Origin of the sequence: Streptomyces sp. F63 (genome assembly GCF_018070345.1) — a bacterium.
In the GTDB taxonomy this organism is placed as follows: Bacteria; Actinomycetota; Actinomycetes; order Streptomycetales; family Streptomycetaceae; genus Streptomyces.
The window spans coordinates 137,498-163,476 of sequence record NZ_JAGPXX010000007.1 but is presented as its reverse complement, the minus strand read 5'-3'; the positions used below and the strand labels follow the sequence as shown (position 1 = coordinate 163,476).

The 25,979-nt window shown below is 73.3% G+C and carries 21 protein-coding genes and 2 pseudogenes; 15 read left to right on the top strand and 8 right to left on the bottom strand.

Annotated elements, in window-relative coordinates; all coding sequences use genetic code 11:
* Window positions 1-228: 228 nt before the first annotated feature.
* From KBZ10_RS10580 to fxlM, 5 genes are all read left to right on the top strand, one after another.
* On the top strand, window positions 229-636 hold the full coding sequence (locus KBZ10_RS10580) for an ATP-binding protein (protein WP_247702130.1): 408 nt from the start codon (window positions 229-231) through the stop codon (window positions 634-636).
* 446 nt (window positions 637-1,082) lie between these two features.
* A complete protein-coding gene (locus tag KBZ10_RS10575) occupies window positions 1,083-1,265 on the top strand; it encodes an FxLD family lanthipeptide (protein WP_210987277.1) in 183 nt (60 codons plus the stop codon).
* Between the two features lie 74 nt (window positions 1,266-1,339).
* Window positions 1,340-4,384 carry a lantibiotic dehydratase gene (locus KBZ10_RS10570; protein WP_210987276.1) on the top strand — a complete coding sequence of 1,015 codons (3,045 nt, stop codon included), beginning with the start codon at window positions 1,340-1,342 and terminating at the stop codon, window positions 4,382-4,384.
* Window positions 4,363-5,538, top strand: a complete 1,176-nt coding sequence (locus KBZ10_RS10565) for a lanthionine synthetase C family protein (RefSeq protein ID WP_210987384.1) — start codon at window positions 4,363-4,365, stop codon at window positions 5,536-5,538. Before KBZ10_RS10570 ends, KBZ10_RS10565 begins: the two co-directional genes overlap by 22 nt.
* Before the next feature lie 92 nt (window positions 5,539-5,630).
* Window positions 5,631-6,851 carry a methyltransferase, FxLD system gene (gene fxlM, locus KBZ10_RS10560; protein WP_210987275.1) on the top strand — a complete coding sequence of 407 codons (1,221 nt, stop codon included), beginning with the start codon at window positions 5,631-5,633 and terminating at the stop codon, window positions 6,849-6,851.
* 116 nt (window positions 6,852-6,967) lie between these two features.
* On the opposite strand, the gene KBZ10_RS10555 is transcribed toward fxlM, so the two are convergent.
* Entirely contained in the window at window positions 6,968-7,795 is an 828-nt protein-coding gene (locus KBZ10_RS10555) for a CDP-alcohol phosphatidyltransferase family protein (protein ID WP_210987274.1), read from the bottom strand.
* A 190-nt stretch (window positions 7,796-7,985) separates the two neighbouring features.
* Here KBZ10_RS10555 and KBZ10_RS10550 point away from each other — a divergent pair, with 190 nt between their 5' ends.
* The 5 genes and pseudogenes from KBZ10_RS10550 to KBZ10_RS29285 all read left to right on the top strand — a co-directional run.
* Window positions 7,986-8,969 (top strand): zinc-binding alcohol dehydrogenase, encoded by a 984-nt coding sequence (locus KBZ10_RS10550; RefSeq protein WP_210987273.1) that lies wholly within the window; start codon window positions 7,986-7,988, stop codon window positions 8,967-8,969.
* Between the two features lie 246 nt (window positions 8,970-9,215).
* On the top strand, window positions 9,216-9,614 hold the full coding sequence (locus KBZ10_RS10545) for a 6-carboxytetrahydropterin synthase (RefSeq protein ID WP_210987272.1): 399 nt from the start codon (window positions 9,216-9,218) through the stop codon (window positions 9,612-9,614).
* A 47-nt stretch (window positions 9,615-9,661) separates the two neighbouring features.
* Entirely contained in the window at window positions 9,662-10,867 is a 1,206-nt protein-coding gene (locus KBZ10_RS10540; RefSeq protein WP_210987382.1) for a glycosyltransferase family 4 protein, read from the top strand.
* Entirely contained in the window at window positions 10,857-11,969 is a 1,113-nt protein-coding gene (locus KBZ10_RS10535; RefSeq protein ID WP_210987271.1) for a class I SAM-dependent methyltransferase, read from the top strand. Before KBZ10_RS10540 ends, KBZ10_RS10535 begins: the two co-directional genes overlap by 11 nt.
* A 29-nt stretch (window positions 11,970-11,998) precedes the next feature.
* Window positions 11,999-12,994, top strand: a pseudogene (locus KBZ10_RS29285) (lysylphosphatidylglycerol synthase domain-containing protein); the annotation flags it as partial.
* Window positions 12,995-13,162: 168 nt separating this feature from the next.
* On the opposite strand, the pseudogene KBZ10_RS29280 reads toward KBZ10_RS29285, so the two are convergent.
* Together KBZ10_RS29280 and KBZ10_RS10525 are read right to left on the bottom strand one after the other, a co-directional pair.
* Window positions 13,163-13,822 (bottom strand): annotated as a pseudogene (locus KBZ10_RS29280) (RibD family protein); the annotation flags it as partial.
* A 71-nt stretch (window positions 13,823-13,893) separates the two neighbouring features.
* Entirely contained in the window at window positions 13,894-14,727 is an 834-nt protein-coding gene (locus KBZ10_RS10525; protein WP_210987270.1) for a creatininase family protein, read from the bottom strand.
* Between the two features lie 224 nt (window positions 14,728-14,951).
* On the opposite strand from KBZ10_RS10525, the gene ribA reads away from it, so the two are divergent.
* Window positions 14,952-15,629, top strand: coding sequence for a GTP cyclohydrolase II (gene ribA / locus KBZ10_RS10520; protein WP_210987269.1), 678 nt, complete (start codon window positions 14,952-14,954; stop codon window positions 15,627-15,629).
* A 121-nt stretch (window positions 15,630-15,750) separates the two neighbouring features.
* Here the strand turns inward: ribA and KBZ10_RS10515 are convergent, their stop codons facing one another.
* Together KBZ10_RS10515 and KBZ10_RS10510 are read right to left on the bottom strand one after the other, a co-directional pair.
* On the bottom strand, window positions 15,751-16,446 hold the full coding sequence (locus KBZ10_RS10515) for a YwiC-like family protein (RefSeq protein ID WP_210987268.1): 696 nt from the start codon (window positions 16,444-16,446) through the stop codon (window positions 15,751-15,753).
* Window positions 16,447-16,729: 283 nt separating this feature from the next.
* Window positions 16,730-17,143, bottom strand: coding sequence for a putative zinc-binding protein (locus tag KBZ10_RS10510; protein WP_210987267.1), 414 nt, complete (start codon window positions 17,141-17,143; stop codon window positions 16,730-16,732).
* Between the two features lie 323 nt (window positions 17,144-17,466).
* Between KBZ10_RS10510 and KBZ10_RS10505 the strand changes: the two genes are divergently transcribed.
* Window positions 17,467-18,669, top strand: coding sequence for a PLP-dependent aminotransferase family protein (locus tag KBZ10_RS10505; protein ID WP_210987266.1), 1,203 nt, complete (start codon window positions 17,467-17,469; stop codon window positions 18,667-18,669).
* A gap of 293 nt (window positions 18,670-18,962) precedes the next feature.
* Here KBZ10_RS10505 and KBZ10_RS30260 read toward each other — a convergent pair whose 3' ends face one another.
* Together KBZ10_RS30260 and KBZ10_RS10495 are read right to left on the bottom strand one after the other, a co-directional pair.
* Window positions 18,963-19,595, bottom strand: a complete 633-nt coding sequence (locus tag KBZ10_RS30260; RefSeq protein WP_210987265.1) for a response regulator transcription factor — start codon at window positions 19,593-19,595, stop codon at window positions 18,963-18,965.
* Complete coding sequence (locus KBZ10_RS10495) at window positions 19,592-20,728, bottom strand: GAF domain-containing protein (protein WP_210987264.1); 1,137 nt, start codon at window positions 20,726-20,728, stop codon at window positions 19,592-19,594. Before KBZ10_RS10495 ends, KBZ10_RS30260 begins: the two co-directional genes overlap by 4 nt.
* A gap of 254 nt (window positions 20,729-20,982) precedes the next feature.
* On the opposite strand from KBZ10_RS10495, the gene KBZ10_RS10490 reads away from it, so the two are divergent.
* The 3 genes from KBZ10_RS10490 to KBZ10_RS10480 all read left to right on the top strand — a co-directional run bounded on the left by KBZ10_RS10490 (window position 20,983) and on the right by KBZ10_RS10480 (window position 24,976).
* The gene (locus KBZ10_RS10490; protein WP_210987263.1) at window positions 20,983-22,698 is read left to right on the top strand and encodes a long-chain fatty acid--CoA ligase; all 1,716 of its coding nucleotides are present in this window, start codon (window positions 20,983-20,985) and stop codon (window positions 22,696-22,698) included.
* 332 nt (window positions 22,699-23,030) lie between these two features.
* A complete protein-coding gene (locus KBZ10_RS10485; protein ID WP_210987262.1) occupies window positions 23,031-23,372 on the top strand; it encodes a DUF485 domain-containing protein in 342 nt (113 codons plus the stop codon).
* Window positions 23,369-24,976 carry a cation acetate symporter gene (locus KBZ10_RS10480; protein WP_307847326.1) on the top strand — a complete coding sequence of 536 codons (1,608 nt, stop codon included), beginning with the start codon at window positions 23,369-23,371 and terminating at the stop codon, window positions 24,974-24,976. The genes KBZ10_RS10485 and KBZ10_RS10480 overlap by 4 nt, the downstream gene beginning before the upstream one ends.
* Here KBZ10_RS10480 and KBZ10_RS10475 read toward each other — a convergent pair.
* Window positions 24,912-25,808 carry an alpha/beta fold hydrolase gene (locus KBZ10_RS10475; protein WP_210987261.1) on the bottom strand — a complete coding sequence of 299 codons (897 nt, stop codon included), beginning with the start codon at window positions 25,806-25,808 and terminating at the stop codon, window positions 24,912-24,914. The genes KBZ10_RS10480 and KBZ10_RS10475 overlap by 65 nt on opposite strands.
* Window positions 25,809-25,979 lie beyond the last annotated feature (171 nt).

Genomic DNA, 25,979 nt, shown 5'->3' with positions numbered 1-25,979 from the left:
GGGTTCCCTGGGTCCTGAAACGGAAAGTCGAGCTTTCCGTTTCTGCATCTGCACGTTCGGGCTTCGGCCTGACTCAATGGTTGCTGACCGATCACGCACCAGTACACACCGCAGTCGGGCCTCTCGCGTGAGGTTCGCCCAGAACGAAGTGGATCTGGAATGGCCAGTCTCCTTGCTCACCCCACCGCTGCAACCGGCGTGCGCGGAACGACGCGCGCTACTGCGGGCATGCTGGAGATGGACTACGACGTGACGCCGCTGTCGGTGCGGATCGCGCGGGTCATAGTGAGCGCGCACTTGCGCCTGTGGGGCATGGAGAAGCTGGTCGACACAGGGGCTCTTGTCGTCTCCGAGCTGCTGACCAATGTCCTGCACCACGCTCGGCCGGACCGCGATGGGCGCCGCAGCGCTCTCATCACCGTCACCCGCACTCCCGAAGGCGTGGCGCTCTGCGTGCACGACGACGACCCGTCGCTGCCGCAGCGCCGTTGCGCCGGCGATGAGGACGAGGACGGCCGCGGTCTCCAACTCGTCCGGGTCATCGCGGACCAGTTCGGCGTGTCCCGCACTCCCCATGGCGGCAAGGACATCTGGCTCACCCTGCTGAGCCCTCGCGAGCCGAAGACCGCCCCGTGAGCATGCCGACGGCGCTCTGCCGCATCCACTCTCCACCACACGACAGTCCACGCCGGGCGGAGGCAGCACCGAATGACCAGCAGAGCGATACAGGCCGGACAGCCACGGTGCCTGCAGGCACAGGGGGCAGCGTGAACCCGGGGAAACCGGCGGCTGCCTCACTGACCACATTGGCCCGCCTCCGGCATGTGCTGCGGCGCCCCCGCTGGTACGCCTGCCGGTGCGGCTTCGGCACGTTCCAGATCCTCATTCTGCCCGCGGTGACGACCGGGAGCCTCCTCACGGCCCTGTATCTCGGCCACCCGCGGTAGCCCGCTCAACGGGCATCAAGCCCCCCTCCCTGGCCATCGATCCGGCTCGTTCCCCCACGGGTCCGGGCCGGCCGGGGAAGGGCTGCACACCGGCCAGCCGGCCGGCAGCAATCACCACCCAGAAGGGACGAAGGCATGGCTCCTACTGCTGTTCTGACCAAGCCGACCACGGAGACCACCACGGCTCTGGCGGAGGACCCGTTCGACGTCCAGGTGGAGGTCGTCACCGAGATCGACGCCGAGCAGCTGCCGCAGGCCTGCGGCACCGGCGACGGCTGCAAGTCCACCTGCGCGTCCTCGTGCGCCAGCGCCGTGTGACGTACGGCCGCTGACGTGGGGCCGGGGACACTCCCCGGCCCCACACCCTTCCGAACACAACGGCGGAGGCACCGATGGGCAAACACACCAGGGTCTACCAGCACACAGGGGCAGCGCTGCTGCGCGCCGCCGCGGCACCGCTGACGGCGCTCCCCTCGTCATGGCCGGACCCACACGACATGGACGCGGTGAGCGATTGGCTGCGAGACGTCTGCCGCCAACGGGTGTTCGCCGACGCGATCCGGCAAGCGAGCGGCGATCTTGCCGCGCGGCTGAACGACATCTGCAGCGGACGCCCCGTGCACCCCAAGCAGATACGACGTGCCTACCTCGCTACCGTCTCCTACGTTCTGCGCGCCACCGGGCGCCCGACGCCCTTCGGTCTCTTCGCTGGAGTAGCGGCTGCCGGAATCGGCAGAGAGCCGCACGTGCGGTGGGGCGACGCTCACCGTGCCGTCATCCGGGCAGACACCGAATGGCTGGACGACGTCTGTACCCGCCTGGAGTCCATCCCGGAGCTCCTGGACCGCCTGAGCGTCGTTCTGAGCTCCCTGGCCATGCCCCGCGGGGACCGACTGCACGTCCAGCACGGGGGTCCGAGGGGCGCCTCCGTCCGGCGCAGCCGCGTCGTACGACTCATCGAGGAGCACACCACTCGCGCTGTTCGCGTCACCGCGCTGCTCGCGGAGCTCGACAGGGTGTTCCCGGAAGCCGACCCCGCACGTGCGCGTGCGCTGCTCGCCTCCCTCATGGCGCAGAAGTTCCTCCTGACGAACCTGCGGGCCCCGATGACCGAGACCGACCCGCTGGGCCACCTCGTCGGCGCGCTCAAGGCCGTCGACGCGGACAGTGTGCCCTCCGCGGCCGGCATCCTCGATGGTCTCCTGGCCGTGCGAGAAGCCTTCCGGGAGCACAACACGGCCCCCGCCCGCGACCAGCGCATCGCGCGCGAGGCAGCCGTGAGGAACTCCCGCAACATCTCCGCCGCGGCACGCAGCCCGATCGCCGTCGACCTGATCCTGGACGCCGCCGTACGGATCCCCCGCAGCGTCGTACGGCAGATGGAACGGGCCGCCGACGCGCTGCTGCGACTCACGCGACAGCCGGCCGGCCAAGGCGTGTGGCGGGACTACCACGCCGCGTTCTGGGAGCGTTACGGCAGCGGCACCCTCGTGCCGGTCAAGGACGTCATCGACCCGGTGGCCGGGCTCGGCTACCCGGCCGAGTACCCGGGCAGCCGGAGACTTGCCGCGAGCCCGGTGGTGTCCGAGCGGGACGGGCGCCTGCTCGCCGCGGCATGGGAGGCAGCTACTGCCGGCAGCCGCGAGATCGTGCTCACCGACGAGCTGGTCGACCAGATCGCGGGGGCGCCCGCGGTGAGCGATGCCGCACCCTCCTCCGTCGAGATGTGCGCCCGTATCCACGCCCGCGACCTGCAGGCCCTGCAGGCTGGCCACTTCACGGTCACGGTCACACCGGCACGAAGCGCGGGGACGCTCACCTCCCGGTTCACCCCGGTTGCCACCGGCTCCGGCCTCGAAGAGGTGTACCGCCAAGTCCCGCCCGGTATCGAAGGCTCGCTCACTGCCCAGCTCTCTTTCCCGGGCCTGTACGCCCACATCGAGAACATCACGCGTATCCCTGCGTACCTGCCTCGCGTCATCTCCCTGGGAGAACACCGCCCCGCCGGTGAGAAGGCCGAGGTCATCGACGTCGACGACCTCGCCGTCACCGCCGCTGCCAACCGCCTGTACCTCGTCAGCCGTTCGCGCCGCCGGGTCATCGACCCGCAGGTCTTCCACGCGATGGCGCTGGAGAAGCAGCCGCCGCTCCTTGCCCGCTTCCTCGCCCACCTGACCCGGGCCTTCGGCCCCGCCTGGACCGGGTTCGACTGGGGCCCGCAAGCCGAGCGGCTGCCGTTCTTGCCGCGCGTGCGTTACGACAAGACCATCCTGTCGCCGGCCCGCTGGTACCTGTCCGCAGACAGCCTTCCCCCTGCCAAGGAGGACAGCGGCCAGTGGATGGACGCCCTCACCTCCTGGCGGAAGCTGTGGCAGTGCCAAGGGCCCGTCGAGCTACGCGACGACGACCGCGCCCTCCGACTGATGCTCGACGTGCCCGCGCATGCCGCAATCCTGCGTGAGCACCTCGACCGTAACGGGCAGGCCGTACTCACCGAGGCACCGCCGGAGGACGGATTCGGCTGGATCGGCGGCCGTGTCCACGAGGTGGCCGTGCCCATGATCAACACTCGGCCGCCCTCACCCAATCCCCTCGCCGGTCGCCTGCCCGTGCAGCGCAACAGCACGCTCGGCCCCCTCCCCGCCGCACCCGCCGCGCCCTGGGTGAACGTGCAGCTGTACGCACACCCCGATCTCCATGACGAGCTGATCGCCCAGGGCATGGCCACCTTCGCCCCGCGTCTGCAGGATCACCCCGACTGGTGGTTCATCCGATATCGGACCCCGCACGGTGCGGACCACATCCGCCTCCGCGTCCGCGCCGTGAGCGCCGGCCGGCGCAGCGCCTACACCGAGGCCATCGGCACTTGGGCGGCGACACTGCACCACCGCGACGTGATCAGTGACCTGGCGTTCACCACCTACACCCCCGAAATCGGCCGTTACGGCAGCGGTCGTACCTTGGCGGGCGCGGAAGCCGTGTTCGTCGCCGATTCGTACGTCGCAGCCACGGCCCTCGAAGGCACCACAGCTCCGGGCGCCCACGGTCACGCGCTCACGGCCGTCGGCATGGTCGACATCGCTTGCGGCCTGCTGGGTGATGACGAGGGCCTGCGCCGACTGGCCGAACACCGGGTATCAGCCGTCGCTGAACGCGCCGCGACCGACCAGGCCATCGATCTCATCCGAGCCGGAAACCCGGCCGCACGCGGCTGGTCCGCGGCCCTCGCCGACGCGTGGCACCGCCGCGGTGAGGCCCTCGCCCGCTACCGCGAGCTTCTGGACGAGGGTATGGACATCGATGCGGTGCTGGAGTCGCTGCTGCACATGCACCACAACCGGATGCGCGGGGTCAACCGCGACGACGAGAAGACCTGCCGTCGCATCGCCCGCCAGACTGCCATCGCGTGCCTCGCATGGTCTGGGGCGCACCGGTGAACCCCACGGCCGAGGCAGCGCCCGGCCGGCCGCAGTCCCTCTACTCGGGAGCCGCCGGCATCACCCTGTTACAAGCGGTTAAGCAGCTTGTGGGCGTGGCCGATACGGAAGCGATGCGAGCATGCGCCGAGTCCATGTTCCGTATGCCAATCATGGCGGGCTCCGAGGGATTGGGCCTGTACGAGGGCGCACCAGCCGTCGCCTACGTCCTCACCTTCACGGACACCCCCTCCACCGAGCGGCTCCTGTCTGCCCTCGACGGCCATGTACGGCGCATGACGACCTCTCGGCTGGAAGCCGCCCGCGCCCGGCTGGAGAGCGGGCAGGCGGTGCAGACGGCCGAGTTCGACCTGATCAGCGGACTGGCCGGCTTCGGCGTCTACCACCTGCGCCGGGGCAACGCCGGTGAACTGCACGGCATCCTGTCCTACCTCGTTCAGCTCTGCGAGCCCATGACCGTCGGTGGGCAGACGCTGCCTGGCTGGTGGAGCATCAGCGAAGCGGGGACCGCGTGGCCGGCCGGCGGACACGGCAACTTCGGTCTCGCTCACGGCATCACCGGTCCCCTCGCGCTTCTCGCCACCTCCTCTTTGCGCGGGTACACCGTGCCCGGCCAGGAACGCGCCATGACTCGCATCTGCCAGTGGCTGGACGACTGGAGGACCGGCGACGGGCGCTCCTCCCACTGGCCGGAGTGGATCGACTTGCGGGAGCAGCGACGCGGCAGTACCGCGAGCACGGTCCCGAAGCGGCCGTCGTGGTGTTACGGCACCCCGGGAATCGCCCGTGCGCTGCAGCTCGCCGGGCGCGCGCTCGGCGACACCGCGCTCCAGGAGCAGGCCGAACAGGCACTCGCCGGATGTCTGCTGGACCCGCAGCAGCTCGCCCTGCTGACCGATGCTTCCTTGTGCCATGGGTGGTCGGGGCTCACACAGGCGGCCCGGCGTGCTGCCGAGGACGAGAAGGACGGACAGCTCTCCGACCTGCTCCCAAGGCTCCGGGCCGGGCTCGCGACGCACATCGAAGAGCACGGGCCACCGGCCCGCTCCACGCTCATGGAGGGCACCGCGGGACTCGACCTGGTCCGCCTCGACAACTCCAAGTGCGCCACGCCCGAAGTGAGTTGGGATCTCTGCCTGCTGTTGAGCGGCTGACCCGATTCACCACCACTTCCCACCACCACGACGCAGCTAGGCTCTGCCCGCACTCCGCCCAGGACGAGCCGGGGCCTCCCGGAAGGACATGTATGACTGAGCACAGCACTCCGCAGGAAGTGCGCAACCGCCTGGTCGACCGGATCGTGAAGGCCGGCCTCCCCGGCCTCTACGACGCCCGGGTCGAGGACGCGATGCGCACGGTCCCCCGGCACGACTTCATTCCCCAGACATCCCTGGAACTGGCCTACGCCAACCAGGCCGTAACGATCAAGGACAACCCGGACCCCGACGCCCTGCCCCTCAGCTGCGCCTCACAACCCGACGTTGTCTTCTTCATGCTCGCCCAGCTGGGCATCCAGCCGGGCGACAACATCCTGGAAGCCGGCGCGGGCACCGGCTACAACGCCGCGCTCATGCGACACCTCACCGGCCCGACCGGGAACGTCACCACGCTGGACTACCACGAGGACGTCGCCGCCCACGCACGGCAGCGGCTCGACGCGACCGGCTTCAGCGACGTGCGGGTCCTCACCCGCGACGGCGCCCTCGGAGCCCCCGAATACGCACCGTTCGACCGGCTGATCGCCACCGTCGGCGTCTGGGACCTGCCCGCACCGTGGTGGGATCAGTTGGCCATCGGTGGCCGCCTGGTGCTTCCGCTGCGCTGGCGCGGCCTGACCCGCAGCATCGCCTTCGTCCGCGAAGCCGACCGCCTGCGCTCGGAGTCCCTGGCCACGTGCGGCTTCCTGCCGATGATCGGCCAGGACGGCGAGCGTGAGGGCTACGTCGACGAGGACCACCTGGTCAAGCTGTACTGGGACGCCGACCAGCCCATCCATGCGCCCAGCCTGCGCAAAAGCCTGGCCGAGGCGAAGGAACACCTCCTGTGGACCAATGCCGCCGTCGCACCGGACGAACCGCTCGACGGGATCTGGCTCCGCCTCAGCGCCGTGGACCCGGCGACCTGCCGCATCACCGTCCGCCCCGAGGCCTTCGCCGGCGCCGCCGGCCTCCATCGCCCGGCCATCCCCGCACTGAGCCCTGCCCTGGTCAAAGGCGACTCCCTGGCGTACCTGGTTCTCGAACCGGTGGACGTTCAGGGCAGCAAGCGGTATCGGCTGGGCGCCGCCGGGTACGGGCCGGCCGGCCAGGAACTGGCCGAGCGACTCGGGGTACAGCTGCGCGCCTGGAACGACGACCGCACCCAGCCGCCGTCGGTCATCGCCTATCCGACAGGAACGCCCGACGAGGGGCTGGTCGGCGGACACGTCATCGACAAGCCATCCGTCCGTCTGGTCATCACGTACTGACTTTCCCCTCCACCCGGCTCGGCAGTCGGCGCAACGATGCGGCCACTACCGCGTCATGGCGGACATCCGCCGCTACAGCCCTGACCTCGGAAGATCACAACCCGGTGAATCCGGTCTCAGACGCTCTCCGCCGCCGCGCCCCGTACGGCCACGGGCCGGGCGCCGCTGCGGGCCCTGCCCCTCGCCGCCGCGCCGCCGCCGTTCTCCCCGACCGGGGCGTCGCCCTCGCGGACCCGGAACCGCCACAGCGTGCCGATGTCCCGGCCGAAGGACCACACGAGCAGCGCCAGCGCCCCCAGCACCGTTCCGTACGCGGCCGCGTACGGAAGGAGTCCGGAGGCCGCCGCGAGCAGCAGTACGCCCTGCAGCGCGGCCACCGTCTTGCGGGCCATGCTCGGCGGCAGCGGCCCGTTCAGCCACGGCATGGCCCGCGCCGCGGCGACGAAGCCGTAGCGCATGGCGCCGATCAGCAGGACCCAGCCGCCCAGCGCCATGGCGTCGTAGAGGCTGAGCACCAGGATCAGGAAGGCGTCGACCTCCATGTCGAAACGCGCCCCGAGGGGCGAGGCCGTCCCCGTGCGCCGGGCCACCTGCCCGTCCACCGCGTCCAGGCTCAGCGCGACCGCCGTCAGCACGACGAGCGCGGCCACCGGGACCGGCCCGGTGAAGGCGTCGGCGACGAGGGCGGTGACGCCCCCGACGAGCGTCGTACGGGCCAGGGTGACGGCGTTGGCCGGGCCGAAGGGCCTCGGCGGCCAGGACCGGTGCAGGGCGCGGGTGAGCAGGACCCAGGTGCCGGCTGTGACGGCGAGGCCCGCCAGCCAGCCCGCGAGCCCCAGTCCGACGGCCGTGTCGAGGAGGACCAGCAGAAGGATCTGCGCGCCCGCCCCCGCGGTCGTCTCCTGGCGCAAGAGCCTCGTCTCGCAAAGGTCGCTCAGGGCCACCGCGCATCCTCCCGCTGTATCCGCTGTATCCGCTGTATCTGCTGGTTTGCCGTACCCACTGTGTCCGTGACCGCCGCGGCCGGGTCGCCCGGGTATGACCCTGTGGCAGAGTCGGGGCGGCCGCGTACCGTGTGCGGCCTCGCGTTTAACAACGTGAGCCGAACCCCCAGCGTTCAGCAGGAGGACGCCGATGCCGCGCACCGCCCGCGCCTTCTGGCTCAACTCGCCCGGCCACGGGGAGATACGGGACGTCCCCCTGCCCGAGCCGGGCCGCGGTGATGTCGTCGTGCGGGCCCTCTACTCGGGCGTCAGCCGCGGCACGGAGAGCCTGGTCTTCCGCGGCGGTGTGCCGGAGAGCCAGCACACCGCGATGCGGGCACCGTTCCAGGAGGGCGAGTTCCCCGGGCCCGTCAAGTACGGCTATCTCAGCGTCGGCCTCGTCGAGGAGGGGCCGGAGCGCCTCCTCGGCCGGACGGTGTTCTGCCTCTACCCGCACCAGAGCCGGTACGTCGTCCCGGCGAGCGCCGTGACCCCGGTGCCGGACACGGTCCCCGCCGCCCGCGCCGTGCTGGCCGGCACGGTGGAGACGGCGGTGAACGCCCTGTGGGACGCGGCACCGCTGGTCGGCGACCGGATCGCCGTCATCGGGGCCGGTATGGTCGGCTGCTCCGTCGCCGCCCTGCTCGCCCGTTTCCCGGGCGTCCGCGTCCAGTTGGTGGACGCCGATCCGTCGCGCGCCGCCGTCGCCGAAGCGCTGGGCACCGGGTTCGCCCTCCCCGGGGACGCCCTGGGCGACTGTGATCTCGTCGTCCACGCCAGCGCCAGCGAGGCCGGGCTGACGCGCGCCCTGGAACTCCTCGCCCCGGAGGGCACGGTGCTGGAGCTCAGCTGGTACGGCGACCGGCGGGTCGCCCTGCCGCTCGGCGAGGCGTTCCACTCCCGCCGGCTGGTGCTGCGCGGCAGCCAGGTGGGGACGGTCTCGCCCGCCCGCGCCTCCCGCCGCACCTACGCCGACCGGCTCGCCCTCTCGCTCGACCTCCTCGCCGACCCGGCCCTCGACGCCCTCGTCTCCGGCGAATGCGCCTTCGAGGACCTGCCGTCCACGCTCGCGCGCATCGCGTCCGGTGAGCTGCCGGGGCTGTGCCACCGCGTCCGGTACGACACGCCCGCGTGAACCGTCCGGCGTGAAGCGTCCCGCGTGAACCGTCCCGTGTGAGCCGCGCCGTGCAACCGCCCGCGCGCCCTCGCGCGCGGGGCGCCCGGCGTCACCGTCGCCGTCGCCGCGCGGCGTCGCCGCCGCCGTGCGGTGACGGCCGCATTCTCCTCGTCCCCGGCTTTGAACAGGAGTTACGCTCCGGCCGTACTGCATGGCACAGCCCGGCAGCGGGCCGCACAGCCCCGAGGACCTGGAGGTCGGTCGTTGTTCAGCGTCACCGTCCGTGAGCACCTGATGGTCGCTCACAGCTTCCGCGGCGAGGTCTTCGGACCCGCCCAGCGTCTGCACGGAGCGACGTTCCTCGTGGACGCCACCTTCCGCCGTACCGACCTGGACGCCGACAACATCGTCGTCGACATCGGCCTGGCCACCCGCGAACTGAACGCCGTCGTCGGGGAGTTCAACTACCGCAATCTCGACGAGGTGCCCGAGTTCACCGGTGTCAACACCTCCACGGAGTTCCTGGCCAAGGTCATCGCCGACCGGCTGGCCGCCAAGGTGCACGCCGGGGCCCTCGGCGAGGGCGCCCGCGGCCTGAGCGGCATCTCCGTCACCCTCCATGAATCCCATATCGCCTGGGCGAGTTACGAGCGTGCGCTGTGAACGGGGCCGCCACCGCCACGCTGCCCGCGCGCTCGGTCCACGTGGTGATGCCCGGAGGCGTGGCCGACTCCTCCGCGCCGAGCGGGGGCAACGTCTACGACCTCCGGATCTGCCGCGATCTGCCCCGCCTCGGCTGGCAGGTGCACCCCCGGGCCGTCGACGGCGGCTGGCCCCGGCCGGGCCCCGGCGCGCGCGCCGGACTCGCCCGGTTGCTGCGGGAACAGGCGGACGGCGGCCTCGTCCTGCTGGACGGGCTGGTGGCCTGCGCCGTGCCCGAGATCGTCGTCCCGGAGGCCGAACGGCTGCGCCTGGCGGTGCTGCTGCACCTTCCGCTGGGCGACGAGACCGGGCTCGCCCCGGAGACGGCCGCCGCCCTGGACGCCGGGGAGCGGGAGACCCTGCGGGCCGTGTCCGCCGTCGTCGCCACCAGCGAGTGGGCCGCCCGCAGGCTGGTGGAGCAGCACGGGCTCGCGCCCGCCCGCGTGCACGCCGCCGCGCCCGGGGCGGACATCGCTCCCCTGGCGCCGGGCACGGACGACGGCCGGCGGGCCGGGAAGGCCGGGAAGGCCGGGAAGGCCGGGAAGGCCGGGAAGGCCGGGAAGGCCGGGCGTGACGGGGGCGCAGGGAGCACCGGGAGCGCCGGGAGCGCCGCGGAGGCGAGCGCCCCGCGCCTGCTCTGCGTGGCCTCGGTGACCCCGCGCAAGGGGCAGCACCGGCTGGTCGAGGCCCTGGCCGGTGTCACCGACCTGCCGTGGAGCTGCGAACTCGTCGGCGGCCTGGACCACGACCCCGGCTATGTGGCCCGGCTCCGGGAGCTGATCGCCGACCTCGGCCTCGGCAGCCGGGTGCGGCTCACCGGCCCCCGCACCGGCGCCGCGCTGAACGCGCGGTACGCCGCCGCCGACCTGTTCGTCCTGACCTCGTACGCCGAGACGTACGGCATGGCGGTGACCGAGGCGCTCGGGCGCGGTGTGCCCGTCCTGGCGACGGCCGTCGGCGGCGTGCCGGAGGCCGTCGGCCACACGCCCGACGGCTGCCGGCCGGGCGCTCTCGTCCCGCCGGACGAACCCGCGGTGCTCACGGCCGCCCTGCGGCGCTGGCTCTCCGAGCCGGATGTGCGCGACCGGTGGCGGAGAGCCGCGCGACGCCGGCGCACCGCGCTGGCCGGGTGGGAGACGACCGCGCGCAGTCTGGCCGCGGTGCTGGAGGAGCTCCGGCTCCGCACGGAACCCCGGAGGGTCCATGCCTGCTGAGACGGAGACGGAGACGGAGAGCGTGCGCGAAACCACGGCCGCTGACACGACTGCTGACACGACAGCAGCCGCTGACACGGCGCCGGCGGGCCCCACCGGCAACGGAAGCCTGGACGGTGCCGGGCCCGGCACCGGGCACGGGGACGGGGACGGGGACGGGGACGGGGACTGCACACCCCGCTACGCCCCGGAATGGCTGGCCCTGCGGGAGGGCGCCGATGCCGCCGCACGGGCCCAGCAACTCCTCGTCCCGCTGCGCCGGTACTGGGACGGAGACCGGGACCGGGGCCGGTCCGGACGGCCGGAGCAGGATGGGCAGCCGGGGCCGGGCGCCGGCCCGGGGCCGGGCGCCGGCCCGGGGCCGGGCGCCCCCGTGGTGATCCGCGACCTCGGCTGCGGCACCGGCTCCATGAGCCGCTGGCTCGCCCCCCGGCTGCCCGGCCCGCAGCACTGGATCCTCCACGACCACGACCCGGAGCTGCTGGAGCTGGCCGCCGCGCGGATGCCGCGCACGGCCGCCGACGGCAGTCCCGTCACGGTCGAGACCCGGCAGGGTGACGCCACCCTGCTGACCGCCGATGTCCTCGCGGGCACCGCGCTCGTCACCGCCTCCGCCCTGCTCGACCTGCTGACCCGCGAGGAGCTGGACGCGCTCGCCGCGGCCTGTGCCGCCGCCGGCTGCCCGGCGCTGCTGGTGCTGTCGGTCGCCGGGCGCGTCGAGCTCACCCCGGCCGACCCGCTGGACCAGCGGATCACCGAGGCGTTCAACGCCCATCAGCGCCGCGCCGTGGACGGCCGCCGGCTCCTCGGCCCCGACGCCGTCGCGGAGGCCGCCGACGCCTTCACGCGCCACGGCCTGACCGTGCGCACCGAGGCCAGCCCGTGGCGGCTGGGTCCCGGCGGCTACGGTGCCGCGCTGGCGGCGGAGTGGCTGCGCGGCTGGGTCGGCGCGGCCGTCGAACAGCGCCCGGAGCTCGCGGAGTCCGCCGATACGTATCTGCGGGACCGGCTGGAGCTGTGCGCGGCGGACGGTCTCCGGGCCGTCGTCCACCACGGCGATCTGCTGGCGCTCCCCGCCCCGCCGACGGGCGGCACGCCGTGATCCCCCGCGCGGTCCGGGGCCGCCTCGGCATGATCGGCGGACTGGCCATCCTGGCCGTCCTGCTGTGGCAGCTGGGCACCGGCGCCTTCCTGGACGGGCTGCGCCGGCTGGACGGCACGACGCTGCTGGCCGCGCTCGGCCTGGGCCTGCTGACCACCGTGTTCAGTGCCTGGCGCTGGTGTCTGGTGGCCCGGGGCCTGGGCATCCGGCTGCGGCTGGGCCACGCGGTCGCCGACTACTACCGCTCGCTGTTCCTCAACGCCGCGCTGCCCGGCGGGGTCCTGGGCGACGTGCACCGCGCGGTGCGGCACGGGCGGAGCTCCGGCGACGTCGGCCGGGGCGTCCGCGCGGTCGTCCTCGAACGGTGCGCGGGGCAGGGCGTGCTGGTGGCGGTGGGCGTGGCGCTGCTGATCGCGCAGCCGTCCGCGGCCCTGGCCGAGGCAGGCCGGTCCGCCTGGCGCGTGGTCACGGCGCCGGAAGCCGTGCTGACGCTCTGCGTGGCCGGAGCGGTGATCGTGCCGGTCGTCCTCCGGCGCCGGCTCCGGCCGGGCGGCACGGCGGACGCGGACGCGGGGGCGGGTGCGGGTGCGGCGTCCGGCGGGACGCTCGCCGGCGGCGGGGCGCGGGCCGGCGGCTCGCGCTGGGGCCGTGCCCTGCGCACCACGCTGACGGAGGCGCGGCTCGGACTGCTGAGCCGCCGCAGCTGGCCGGGTGTGGTGGTCTCGTCGGCCGTCGTCCTGGCCGGGTATCTGGGCATGTTCCTGCTGGCCGCCCGGGCCGCCGGGGCGACGGCCCCGGCGGCCGAGCTGCTGCCCCTGATGGTGCTGGCGCTGCTCGCGATGGCGCTACCGCTGAACGTCGCGGGCTGGGGTCCCCGTGAGGGCGCCACCGCATGGGCGTTCGGTGCCGCGGGTCTGGGCGCCGCCCAGGGCCTGACGGTCGCCGTCGTCTACGGGCTGCTGTCCTTCGCCGCGAGCCTGCCCGGTGTCGGAGTGCTGCTGGCCCAGTGGCTGGCCGGACTGCGGCGCCCGCAGGTCGAGTTCGAAGAGCGTGTCCTCGCCGAGGACGGCGCGCCGGACCGGCGGGCGGAGCGCGTCGCGCATCAGTTCCGGGCCGGTGAAGCGGAGACCGGGGACGCCGTCGCCGAGCAGGACCGGCGCCACGGTCACATAGAGCCGGTGCAGCGCGCGCTCGTGGAGGAACCGCGACACGGTGACGCCGCCGCCCTCGACCAGGACACGGCCGAGCCCGCGCCGCGCCAGCTCGTGCACCAGGCGGCGGGGGGCGAACGCGGCGCTGTCGGGGAGGACGAGCACATCCACTTGGCCGCCGCCGCCGGGATGGCCGTGCTCCCCGTGCCCCCCGTACTCCCCGTGCTCCCCGTCGCCGCCCACCACCCACAGGGTGGGCGCCTCGCCGTCGGTGAACACCCGGAGCCCCGGTGGCACGCGGCGGTGCGGGTCGAGGACGACGCGCACCGGGTTGCGGCCCGCGCAGGCGCGGACCGTCAGCCGGGGATCGTCCGCGGCGGCGGTGCCGGCGCCGACGACCACGGCGTCGGCGAGCGCGCGCAGGCGGTGCAGGTGGGCGCGGTCCTCCTCGCCGGTGACGTAGTCGGCGTCGCCGGTGCGGCTGGCGATGAACCCGTCCAGGCTCTGCCCCAGTTGCGCGAAGGTGAAGCGGGGACCGGCGAGGCAGAGCGGCAGATAGCGCTCGGCGAGGAGGGCCGCGCCGGGCGAGGCGTGCGGCCACCGGCGCAGGCCGTCCGCGTCCGCGACCAGTCCGGCGGCTTCGGCGTCCGCCTCACTCCGGACACCGCACAACCGCTGCCAGGCTTCTGATGCGTCCAGCACACCCGCGCCCACACCCGCGCCCGCGCCCGGCTCTCCGCCCCGCTCCGCGCCGCGGTCCGCGCCTGCCGCCGTCACAGCGCCCCCCGCCCGGCCCCGGCGCCGTCACCGGACCGTTCCCCGGAACCGGGCCGGGGCTGCGCCGGACTCGGCGGCTCGGCGGCCCATTCCCCGGAAGCCAGCACCGAAAGGTATTCACCGAAGGAATCCACAAGCCCGGCCAGCAATTTCTTCCCCTTCTCCGCCGAAGCCCTTGAGGGCCGGCCGATCACACCGGAACCGGTATAAGGCCGCATACCGAGAGTGAGCAAATGCTGACGGTCATCGGAGAGCCAATCAGAACTCTCATAACCGGGGCGCACGAGCTCCGGATGAGCATGCAGAAGGATGGAGGTCTCGAGTTCGCCCGCATGCATATCGCTGCGCGAGGAGGTCTCCATCCCCGCCCTCTCCCGTGCGGCGTCCCAGTCGCCCGGGCCGGGGAAAAGCGCCATGCGGGTGCCGCTGCCGGCCGACTCCTGAACGACGTTGCGCAGCACATAATTTCCGCCGTGCCCATTGACAAGTACCAGCCGGGTGACCCCGGAACGGCGCAGCGATTCCGCGATGTCCTTCACCACGGCGTACAGCGTGGCGGCGGAAATGCTCACCGTGCCGGGCCAGTCGGCGTGCTCGTGCGAGCAGGAGACCGTCACCGGCGGCAGGAGCCGCACCGGGTGCGCGGCCGCGATCTCCTGGGCGACGGCACAGGCCACCACCGTGTCCGTGACCAGGGGAAGGAAGCGTCCGTGCTGCTCGAAGCTCCCGACGGGGAGCACGGCGACGGCCGCGCCCCGGTTCCCCACGTCCTCCGTCGTGTCCAGCGGCAACAGTCCCGAAGCGGGCAGCCCCGTCCTCGAACCACTCATGTTTCCCGGCCCTTTCAGTATTCCTCCGGCACCACACGGCCGCGGCGGAACCCCGGTCCGGGACGGACCCGCACCGCACGGAACGGACACCGCGTGCCGTCAACGCGAGCAGCCTACGCGGAAATCACGAATCCAACGACCGAACGTGACGAACAACAAAACCAGTTGATACTTTCTCACCGTTTCCGATTCCACCGCCAGGGTCTTACCGATAGGATCGAGCCATGACAGACAGTGATGTCGCATACCGCGACAGTGCTCTCGCTCCCGGTGTCGAACGTGTGGCACAGGTCCAGCTTTCCACCGAGCACGGCGAATTCCTCGCCGTCGGCTACCTGGACCGCATTCGCGGCGACGAGCAAATAGCGCTGGTCCACGGCGATATCGAGGGCGAGGGCGCCCTCACCCGCCTGCATTCGGAGTGCCTGACGGGAGACGCCTTCGGCTCGAAGCACTGCGAGTGCGGTGACCAGCTCTCCGCCGCGCTCCGCGCCATCGTGGCCGAGGGCAGGGGTGTGCTCATCTACCTCCGGGGACACGAGGGCCGCGGCATCGGCCTGCTGGCCAAACTCAAGGCGATGGCCCTGCAGGCGGAGGGCCTCGACACCATGGAGGCGAACCTCGCCCTCGGCCTCCCGGCCGATGCCCGCGACTACCGGGCGGCGGCGGAGATGCTGCAGGACCTCGGCGTCCGCTCCGTCCGCCTGATGTCGAACAACCCGCTCAAGCGCGACGCCCTGCTCCGGCACGGCATCGGGATCGCCGAGCAGGTCCCGCTGCTGATACCGCCGCGCGAGGAGAATCTGGCGTACCTCGTCGCCAAACGCGAGCGCTTCGGGCACCACCTCCCGCACCTGGACCTGAGCATGGACCTGGACCGCGCGGCAGCTCCCCAGCCCTGACCGCCGGTCCGCCGGTCCGCCGGTCCGCCTCCCGGGTTCCTCCGCCACCGGGCGCCTCACCCGGCCCGCCCGCCGCGGGTCCGTACGCGAAGGCGCACCGCCGCGGCCCCGGTGCCGGCCGTCAGGCCGCCAGGGCCACCGAGAGCAGGATCAGCAGCGAGCCGGCGATCTCCACCAGGCCGAGCCGGAACGGCGTCATCCGGCGCCGGGGCAGGGCGACGGCACGGAGCAGGTACCAGCCGAACACCACGGCGTGCACGGGGGCGATCCAGGCCGCCACCGCCAGGGCGATCGCATGGAAGGCGGCGGAGGCGGAGTACATCGCCCGGTTGCCCCGCTCGCGGATGCAGCTCTTGACGAAGAGGACGGTCCCGGCGAGGTAGAGCAGGACGACGGTGAACGTCCCGCCAGCTTCCCACGGGGAGCCGCCCGCGACACTCACCACGACGGGCAGGATCAGCGTCGCGGCCGCGGCGGAGACCAGTCCGTTCACCAGGGCGCGGTCGTCGTGGCGGGAGGCGAAGAACCCGTTGACGCCGAGCGCCAGCGCGAACACGGGTGCGTAAAAGACGAGTTGGGGTCGTGCGGCGAGGACCACGGCTCCGGCGGCCAGGGCCGTCAGCCCGTAGGCGAGGAGCTGGTCGCGATAGCGGGCGGGGCGGCGCGTCTTCACGGCGAGCAGGGCGAAGTACGACAGCAGATAGCCGGCGATCCACGCGACCAGCAGCGGCAGGTCCGGCCAGGCGTATCCGGCCGTGAGCAGCCCGGCCAGATACGGCAGCAGGAGCATCGCCCACGCGCCGTGCTGCGGCGGCACCCACTGCCCGCGCTTCTTCCGCCGGGGCCGCGGCCCGTGGCGCGCGGGGACGGAACCGGCCGGGGCCGGCCGGGCCGCCGTCGGCTTCGCCCTGCCCGGCGCCGCTCCCTCCGGCCCGGTCCTGTCCGGCCTCGCCGTGGAGCCCGCCGCCTTGGCCGGGTCCGACGGGCCCGGCCCTGTCCGGGCCCGGCCCTCCGGGGCCGTACCCGTGCGGGCCGTGGCCGCGGGGTCCGCGTCCCGCGGCACCACGGCCCCCGGGTTCCCCGTCCGGCCCGTCCCGGCGCTACCGGCCGGCTTCCGCACCGTACGCATCGCATTCCCTCTCTTCCGCCGGTGCCGGAGCGAGCCGGGTGACGAGCCCGGCCAGCACCCGCTCGGCCTGCTCGGGGTCGAAGTCCTCACCGAGCCTCTTGCGCACCCCGTCGTCGCTGAGCAGGTGGTGCACGGTGGGCGTCACCCCGTGCCGTGCGAGGCAGTTCCGGGCGCACTGCAGCACGCAGCCGTCGATGGCGATGACGGGGCGCCCGCTCGTGGCCTTCCGCACCAGACTCGGCACGTCACCGCCGACACCCGCGATGCAGGACATCTCGGCGATCCCGCGCCGGTCGAGCTGAACGGCGAGCCAGTTCGTCATCTGGGCGGCGCTGGAGCAGCCGGAGCAGGAGTACACCAGCGGCAGATCACGTCGGCGGTTCACCGGGACCGTCTCCTCCTCGGGGTTTCGACCACTCGTTCTCTCCCCCACCCGCGCGACCGTAGCCCGCGCGCCCACCCGGCACATGGGTCTTCCGGGCCCCTTTCCCGGCAAGGGTCCCGCCCGCGGCGGGAGCGCCCGCACCGGGCGCCGGGCCGGTCGCCGGGCGGACGCCGGGCGGCAACCCGGACACCGGTGGCGACCGAGAGCCGCCGCGGACCCGAGCCGGAGCCGGCGACGGCCCCGGGCCAGGGGCCGGAAACCGGAAGCCGTCCACATACCGGAAAGTAGCTGTACACCACACCGATCCCCCCTACGCTTCGGCCATGACGAGCCGAGCAGCCCGGTCCCCCGCCCCGCCTCCCGCCCTCGCCCGCCGCGCCGCGTCGGTCGGCTCGTCGCCCGTGCGCGAGATCCTCGCGCTCACCGCACGGCCCGAGGTGATCTCGTTCGCGGGCGGGCTGCCGGCGCCGGAGCTCTTCGACGCCGAAGGGCTGCGGGCCGCCTACGACCACGTCCTGGCCGAGGCGCCGCAGCGCGTCCTGCAGTACTCGACGACCGAGGGCGACCCGGCGCTGCGCGCGGCCGTCGCGGACCGGCTCGGAGTCCGCGGACTGCCGACCGGGCCGGACGACCTGCTGATCACGGCCGGTTCCCAGCAGGCGCTGACGCTCCTCGCGACGACACTGCTGGAGCCCGGGGACACCGTGCTCGTCGAGGACCCCACCTACCTGGCGGCACTGCAGTGCTTCGGCCTCGCGGGCGCGCGGGTGGTACCGGTGCCCTCCGACGAGGACGGCGTCGACCCGGACGCGCTGGAGGAACGGGTGGCCCGCGAGCGGCCGAAGGCGCTCTACCTCGTCCCCACCTTCCAGAACCCCACCGGCCGCACGCTGCCCGCCGGGCGCCGGCAGGCCGTCGCGGACACCGCGCGGCGCCACGGCCTGTGGATCGTGGAGGACGACCCCTATGGCGAGCTGCGGTTCGAGGGCAGCTCCGTGCCGTGGATCGCGTCCCTCGGCGCGGCCGCCGACCGCACCGTCCTGCTCGGCAGCTTCTCCAAGATCATGGCTCCGGGTCTGCGGCTCGGCTGGCTTCGCGCCCCCGCGGCGCTGCGCCGCGCCTGCGTGATCGCCAAGCAGGCCCTCGACCTGCACTCCTCCACCGTCGACCAGGCGGCCGCGGCGCGTTACCTGGCCGACGCCGATCTGGACGCCCATCTGGCGCGTGTCCGCGCCGCCTACCGCACCCGCCGCGACGCCCTGCTCGACGGGCTGCCCTCCGCCCTTCCGGACGGCAGCACCTGGAACCGTCCCGGGGGCGGCATGTTCCTCTGGGTCCGGCTCCCCGGCGGCCACGACGCGACGGCCCTCCTCCGCGAAGCCGTGGCCCACGACGTCGCCTACGTTCCCGGGGCCCCGTTCCACGCGGGCCCGCCGGACCCGGCGACGCTGCGGATGTCGTTCACGACCCACACCCCGGAGGAGATCCGCGAGGGACTGCTCCGCCTCGCCAAGGTCTTCCGCTGAGACTCCGCGGTGCGGCAGGGGGCGGGGCGGTGCCCGGGAAAGGTGTCGCGACCGGGGGCGCCGAACCGTACCGTCTGAGACTCCGCGGTGCGGCGTGCACCGTCCCGCCCACGAGGTGACCGCCGCGCTCGTCCTCCGCGCCGTGACGCGTGAACCGGAGCTGCTGCCACGGCTGCCGGCCGCCGCCGCGCTGCCGGAGGAGATCAGGGATCTCGCCCGCAGGCGCACGACCGCGCAGGCGATCGGCGTCCGCGGACGGGCGCGGCCGGGTCACCGGGTAGGGAGGCCCCGCGCTAGAGGATCCCCCGCTCACTGGCGCGGGCCAGCGCCTCGATCCGGTTGCGCGCGCCCAGCTTCTCCAGGGTCCGCTGAAGATAGGTCTTGACCGTGTTGCGGGTCAGTCCGAGGGCGCCGGCGATCTCCGGGTTGGTCTCGCCCATCGCCACCCTGCGCAGGATCTCGTACTCGCGGCGGGTCAGTCCGCTCTTCTGGAGACGGCCGGCCAGCAGGACCTCCAGGAGGCGGTCGGGGCTGGTCCGCACGACCCGTTCACCGGCGTTGACCCGGCGGATGACGTCCACGAGGTCGGACCGTTCCGCGTCCTTGACGACGACGGCGTGCGCCCCGGCCTCCAGCGCGTCCTCCAGCGCGGCGTGCTCCGGATAGGCGGTGAAGATCACCACTTTGACGCCGGGGACACGGGAGCGCAGTTCGCGGATCACCTCGGGGGCGAGCATGTCGGGGAGGCGCAGGTCGAGCAGGACGACGTCCGGCTTCAGCCGCTCGACCTCGACGACCGCCTCGCGTCCGGAGCCGGCGTAGCCGGAGACGGTGATCCAGGAGGTGGTGCCCAGGACGAGGGCGACCCCGTCGCGGACGATCGGGTGGTCGTCCACGACGAGCACCCGGACAGTGGGATCGCTCACGCCGGCACCCACGCCCGGACGGTGACGCCGCCGTCCTCGTTGCGGCCGAAGTGGGCCCGGCCGCCGAGCCGCTCCAGGCGTTCCGACATGGTGGACAGCCCGAGGCCGCCGGAGCCCCGCCCGCCCGGCGGGAACCCGACGCCGTCGTCGGCGATGGTCACGCACACGCCCCCGGACAGCGTGAAGACGCTGACCACGACGGAGCGGGCCCGCGCGTGCTTCTCGACGTTGAGCAGCGCCTCCCGGGTGACGTCGGCCAGCGCCTTGATCTGTGCGGACGACAGGCCGGGCACCTCGGTCACGGTGATGAGCCGGGCGATGATCCCCGTGCGCTCCTGGAAGGCACGGCAGTCACCGCGCAGCGTGACGCCGAGGGCGACCTGCTCCGGTGGCGCGCTCAGCATGTCGAGGGAGCCGCGCAGCGCGGCGGTGGCCTGGAGGGCCTGGTCCTCCAAGTCGCTGAGGCGGGCGTGCCGGGCGTCCTCCGCCGGGAGTTCGTCGACGAGGGTGCGGATGCCGGCGCCGATGGAGAACAGCATGGCCCCCACGGTGTCGTGGAGCTCCAGGGCGAGCCGGCGCCGTTCCTCGTGGACCGCCACCTCGGCCGCGTGGCGGGCCCGCTCCGCGACCACGGCGGCGGCCGCGGCCCGGCTGGCGGCCTGCTGGAGGGCCTCCGCCGTCCGGTCGCCGAACGGGGCGGTCTCCCGGTTGGCCCCGTAGAGGACGCCCAGCAGGCGGCCCTCGTGGGACACCGGCACGGCGATCATGGCGCCCAGCCCCTCCGTCTCGGCCTGGGCGTTGAAGTGGTGGGTGATGGTGTCGGAGTGGCGGTAGTCGCTGACCCACAGCGGGCGGCGCCGGATCATGACCTGTCCGCCGAGTCCGCAGCCCGCCGGGACGACCAGGCCGTTCACGGCGGGCGTCCGCGTGTTCACACAGTGGCCCAGCACGATCTGGCCGTCGCCCTCGGGTTCGCCCACCCAGGCCACGTCGACGCCGCTGAGCTCGGGCACGTCATCGGCGATCCGGCGCATCGCGAGCGACTGGTCGAGCAGCGCGAGGACCTGGCTGTAGCCCTCGGTGAGCTCGAACAGAAGATCCGGCGACGGCGGATTCCGCTTGTTGACTGCCACATTTTTCATGCTAAGTCGCTCCCCGTGGAACGGACCAGGAGCGAGCACCGCCCTCTCCTCCGCTGACGACATCGTCACCCGGAGCCCCGCCGGCAGACATCTCCGGATGGAGACCTCCGAAGTCAGACCTCTCCCTGGAGCTACGCGGCCGCGGGCCCGGAACGCAGGATCACGCCACCCACCCCGGCGGACGCGTGACGCCGCGTGACGCCACCGCACGATTCGACACCACCGAGCCGAGGATTCCCACGGACATGCCCAATCCCCTCGTCACCAGCACCATGCAGGACGTCCCGCTGCTGATCCGCAGGCTGCTGGAGAACGGCACGCGACTGCACGGCGGCAGCGAGGTGATCACTGCCACCGCCACTGCCACCGGGACCGGCACCAGGAGCGCCACGTATGCGCAGGTGGGCCGGAACGCGGCCCGGCTCGCCCACGCCCTGTCCGCCCTCGGCGTGCGGGAGGGCGACCGGGTCGCCACCTTCATGTGGAACAACCAGGAGCACGTGGAGGCATATCTCGCCGTGCCCGCCATGGGCGCCGTGATCCACCCGCTGAACATCCGTCTCTTCCCCGAGCAGCTCACGTATATCGCCAACCACGCGGAGGACACCGTCGTCATCGTCGACGCCTCGCTGCTGCCGGTCTTCGCCCCGCTGCTGCCGGAGATGCGCACCGTGCGGCATGTCGTCGTCAACGGCGAGGGGGACACCTCGGCCCTGTCCGGCGCCGGGGTGACCGTGCACGACTACGCGCGGCTGCTGGAGGGCCTGCCCGGGACCTATGACTGGCCGGACCTGGACGAGCGCCGGGCGGCGGGCATGTGCTACACCTCCGGCACCACGGGTCACCCCAAAGGCGTCGTCTACAGCCACCGGTCGCTGTACCTGCACTCCCTGGGCATCAGCCTGCCCGACACCATGGACATCTCCGGCCGGGACCGCCTCCTGGTCATCGTCCCGCAGTTCCACGCCCAGGCCTGGGGCCTGCCGTACGCGGCGTTCCTGACCGGCGCCTCGCTCGCCATGCCGGACCGGTTCCTGGCCCCGGCGCCCCTCGCGGAGTTCATCGCCGCCTCCCGGCCGAACAAGGGAGCCGGTGTGCCCACGGTGTGGCAGGGCCTGGCCACGCACGTCCAGCAGCACCCCGAGGCCGACATCTCCAGCATGGAGGAGGCCGTCGTGGGCGGTTCCTCCTGCCCGCCCTCGCTGATGCGCACCTACGAGGAGGAGCTGGGCATCCGGCTGCTGCACGCCTGGGGCATGACCGAGGTGTCGCCGCTGGGCGCGCTGGCCCGTGAGCCGGAGGGGGCCGAGGGCGAGGAGGCCTGGCGCCACCGGCTCAGCCAGGGCCGGTTCCCGGCTCCGGTGGAGGCGCGGCTGACCGGCCTGGACGGGTCCGAGCTGCCCTGGGACGGGAAGAGCGTCGGCGAGCTGGAGGTCCGCGGCCCGTGGATCACCGGCTCGTACTACCTCGACGACGACCCGGAGAAGTTCCACGACGGCTGGCTGCGCACCGGCGATGTGGGAACGATCACCCCGGACGGCTTCCTCACCCTCACCGACCGGGTCAAGGACGTGATCAAGTCCGGCGGGGAGTGGATCTCCTCCGTCGAGCTGGAGAACCACCTCATGGCGCACCCCGGCGTGGCCGAGGCCGCCGTGGTCGGTGTCCCCGACGACAAGTGGGGCGAGCGTCCCCTGGCCACGGTCGTGCTCCGGGAGGGCGGCACGGCCGGGCCCGAGGAGCTGCGCGGCTTCCTCGCCGGGAAGGTCGCGGCGTGGCAGCTCCCGGAGCGCTGGGTCGTGCTGGCGGAGGTGCCCAAGACCTCGGTCGGCAAGTTCGACAAGAAGGAGCTGCGCAAGCGGTACGCGGACGGTGTGCTGAAGGCGGACCTCGTCGGCGGGCGCCCGGAGTCGCGCCCGGCCGCCACCCGTACCGCCGCGCCGCGGGGGAGAGAGGCGTGACGGCGGCCTTTCCGCCGCCCCGACGCGGCGGGTCCGCGGGCCGGAGCGGGAGCGGCGCGGAGGACTGGCGCGGCGGCGCGTCCGGACCGGGCGGCGGACCCTACGACAGCGCGTCCGGACCGGGCGGCGGACCCTACGACAGCGCGTCCGGACCGGGCGGCGGACCCCGCGACGGCGGTCACGGACCGGGCGGCGGGTACGGCGGCGGGGACGGGGGCGCCCACAGCGGCGGCTCCGCCCGCGGCGGCACTTCCGGTCCTGGTGAACCCGCGTACGGCCCGGGCACCGCGTACGGCCCCGGCGGCTTCGGCCCGGCCGGCGCGTTCGCCCCCGTGGGCGAGGCGGGCCGCCACGGCCGCCCGTCGGTGTACGAGCAGCTCCAGGCCGATCCGCGGATGGCCCGGCTGCGGGCCGCCCGCCGGCGCCCGCTGTTCCGGGTGACCGGAACCGTCACGGCCCTCTACCTGCTCACCGCGCTCCTGGCGAACCACGCCCGAGATCTGATGGGCACGCAGGTCGCGGGACCGCTCAACGTGGGCCTCCTCCTCGGTCTGGCCCAGTGCGCCACCGCCGTCTGGGCCGCCCTCTGGTACACCCGGTACGCCCGGACCGAACTCGACCCGGACGCCGACCGGCTGCGCGCCTTCCACCAGGGTCAGGGGGAGGTCCGGTGACCACTGCGCTCAACGTGGCCGACTCCGGCTCCTTCCCCGTCCTGACCGTCTTCGCGACCTTCGTCTCCTGCGCGCTGTTCCTGGCGATCTGGGTGACGACGGACCGGGTCACCCCGGGCGACTTCTACGTCAGCGACGGTCGGCTCAGCCCGGCCGGGAACGGCGTCGCCCTCTTCGGCGGCTACATGTCGGCGGCGACCCTGCTCGGCACGCCCGGTCTGGTCGCCCTGACCGGGTACGACGGCCTCCCGTACCTGCTGGGGCCGATCGTCGCCTGGATCCTCATCGCGCTGCTGATCGCCGAACCGTTCCACAGCACCGGGCGGTTCACGATCGGCGACAGCCTGGCCCGGCGGCTGCGGCCACGCCGTGTGCACCGGGCGGCGGGCGTCGCCACCGTGACCGTCTGCCTGGTCTACCTGGTCGCCCAGCTCGTCGGCGCCGGGGCGCTGGCCGCGCCGATCCTGGGCCTGTCCGGCCCCGGGGCCCAGCAGATCGTGGTCGCCGTGCTCGGCCTGCTCATGGTCACGTATGTGGTGATCGGCGGGATGCGGGCGACCACCGTCGTGCAGCTCGTGAAGGCCGTCCTGCTGCTGGGCGGGGGCGGGCTGCTGGCCCTGCTCGTCATGGCGGAGGTCGGCTGGAATCCGGGCGGCCTGCTGCGCCGGGCCGCCGAGCACAGCGGCCTGGGGGCTGACTTCCTGGCGCCCGGCGTGCGGTACGGGGACAACGGCGTGAGCAAACTCGACGCGCTGAGCCTGCAGTTGGCGGTCGTGCTGGGGGCCGCGGGGCTGCCGCACCTGCTGATGCGGCTCGGAGCCGTGCCGACGGCCCGCGCGGCCCGCGGCTCGGTCCTGTGGGCGACTCTGCTGACCTGCGCCTTCTGCCTGACGGCGGGGCTCATCGGGTTCGGCGCGGTGGCGCTGCTGGGGCGGAACACCGTCACGGCCGACAGCGCCTCGGGAAACTCCGCCACGCTGCTGCTCGCCGAGTTCCTCGGCGGCCCCTTCCTGCTCACCCTGATCACCTGCGTCGCCTTCACCACCATCCTGGCCGTGGTCGCCGGCGTGGTCCTCGCCGCCGCGACCGCGGTGGCGCACGATCTCTACCAGATCGGCCTGCGCGGCGGAAAGGCGTCGGAGAAAAGCGAACTGCTGGTGGCCAGAACGGCGGTGGTGCTGATCGGCCTCACCGCCACCGGCCTGTCGCTGTTCGCGCAGGGCCTGAACATCACCTTCCTGGTGGGCCTCGCCTTCGCCATCGCCGCGTCCGCGATCCTGCCCGCCCTGCTGTACGGCCTGTACTGGCGGGGCTTCACCACGAAGGGCGCGCTGTGCAGCATCTACGGCGGCCTGGGCTCCTCCGTGCTGCTGGTGGTGTTCTCCCCCGCCCTGTCGGGTGCCCCGACCTCGCTGCTGCCCGACGCGGACTTCGCGCTCTTCCCCATCAGCAACCCCGGGGTGGTCTCGATACCGCTCGGCTTCCTGCTGGGCTGGCTCGGGTCGGTCCTCGACACCCGCGAACGGGGCGGCGCGGACTTCACCGAGGCGGAGGTCCGCATCCTGACCGGCGCCGGAGCGGGCCCGGTCGACGGCGGCGCGTAACGCCGCCCGGACGGCCGCCCGGGCCGGACGCGCCGTCCACCGCGGCGAAGTGCGCGGCGAGATGCGCGTTGACCGGGTCCGGCTGTTCCAGCGCCACCGAGTGACCGGCCCGCGGCACCACCGCGCAGCGGCCGTCCGGCGCCGTCTCCGCGATCCGCTCGGAGAGCGGCGGAGGGTACGCGTGGTCCTCCTCGCCCGCGACGGCGAGGACCGGCACCCGCGCCCGGCTCAGCTCGTCCAGCACGCTCCTGCGGTGCACCACCGCGTGAGCGGCGTCCCCGATGGACGGCGGAAGCCGCTCGATGTACCCGCGCCAGTGCTCGCGCAGCTCCTTCTTCTCCGGGTCGGCCAGCGTCGCGTCACCGAGCATGATGTACATGACCGCGTCCACGACCTTGCGCGTGCCGTTGGCCCGCAGTTCCTGGACCAGCGGGTCGAATTCGGCAATCTTGTGCTCCTCCTCCGCCGAGGATCCCAGCGCGGCCGCGGAGCGTACGAGATCGGGGCGGCGGGCCGCCAGCCGGAGGGCGATGAAGCCGCCGAGGGAGTTCCCGACGACGTGGCAGGGGCCGGCGCCGAGCGCCTCGATGAGCGCTGCCGCGTCCTCGGACAGGGTCTCCATGTCGAGGGACGCGGCGGCGGACGGCGCGCTCCCGCCCTGTCCGCGGTGGTCGTAGGTGATGACGCGGTACTCCCGGGAGAAACGCTCGACCTGGTGGCGGAACATCGTCCGGTCGAAGAAGAGGGAGTGGCTGAAGACGAGGGCGGTGGCGTCGCGCGGACCGACGTCGTCGTAGGCGAGCGTGGTGCCGTTGACGGAGAGGGTGGGCATGACGGGGCCTTCTTTCGCTCGGGATGTTCACGGTGGTGTGGGAGGTGGACGAGCAGGGGGCTGACACGCGGGGCCGCGGCGCGGCACACGCGGATGCCGGAGGGCGGCCCGGACTGGACCGGCTCGGGCCCGCGGTACGGAACTCGGGGTACGGAACCGCTCCCGTACGGG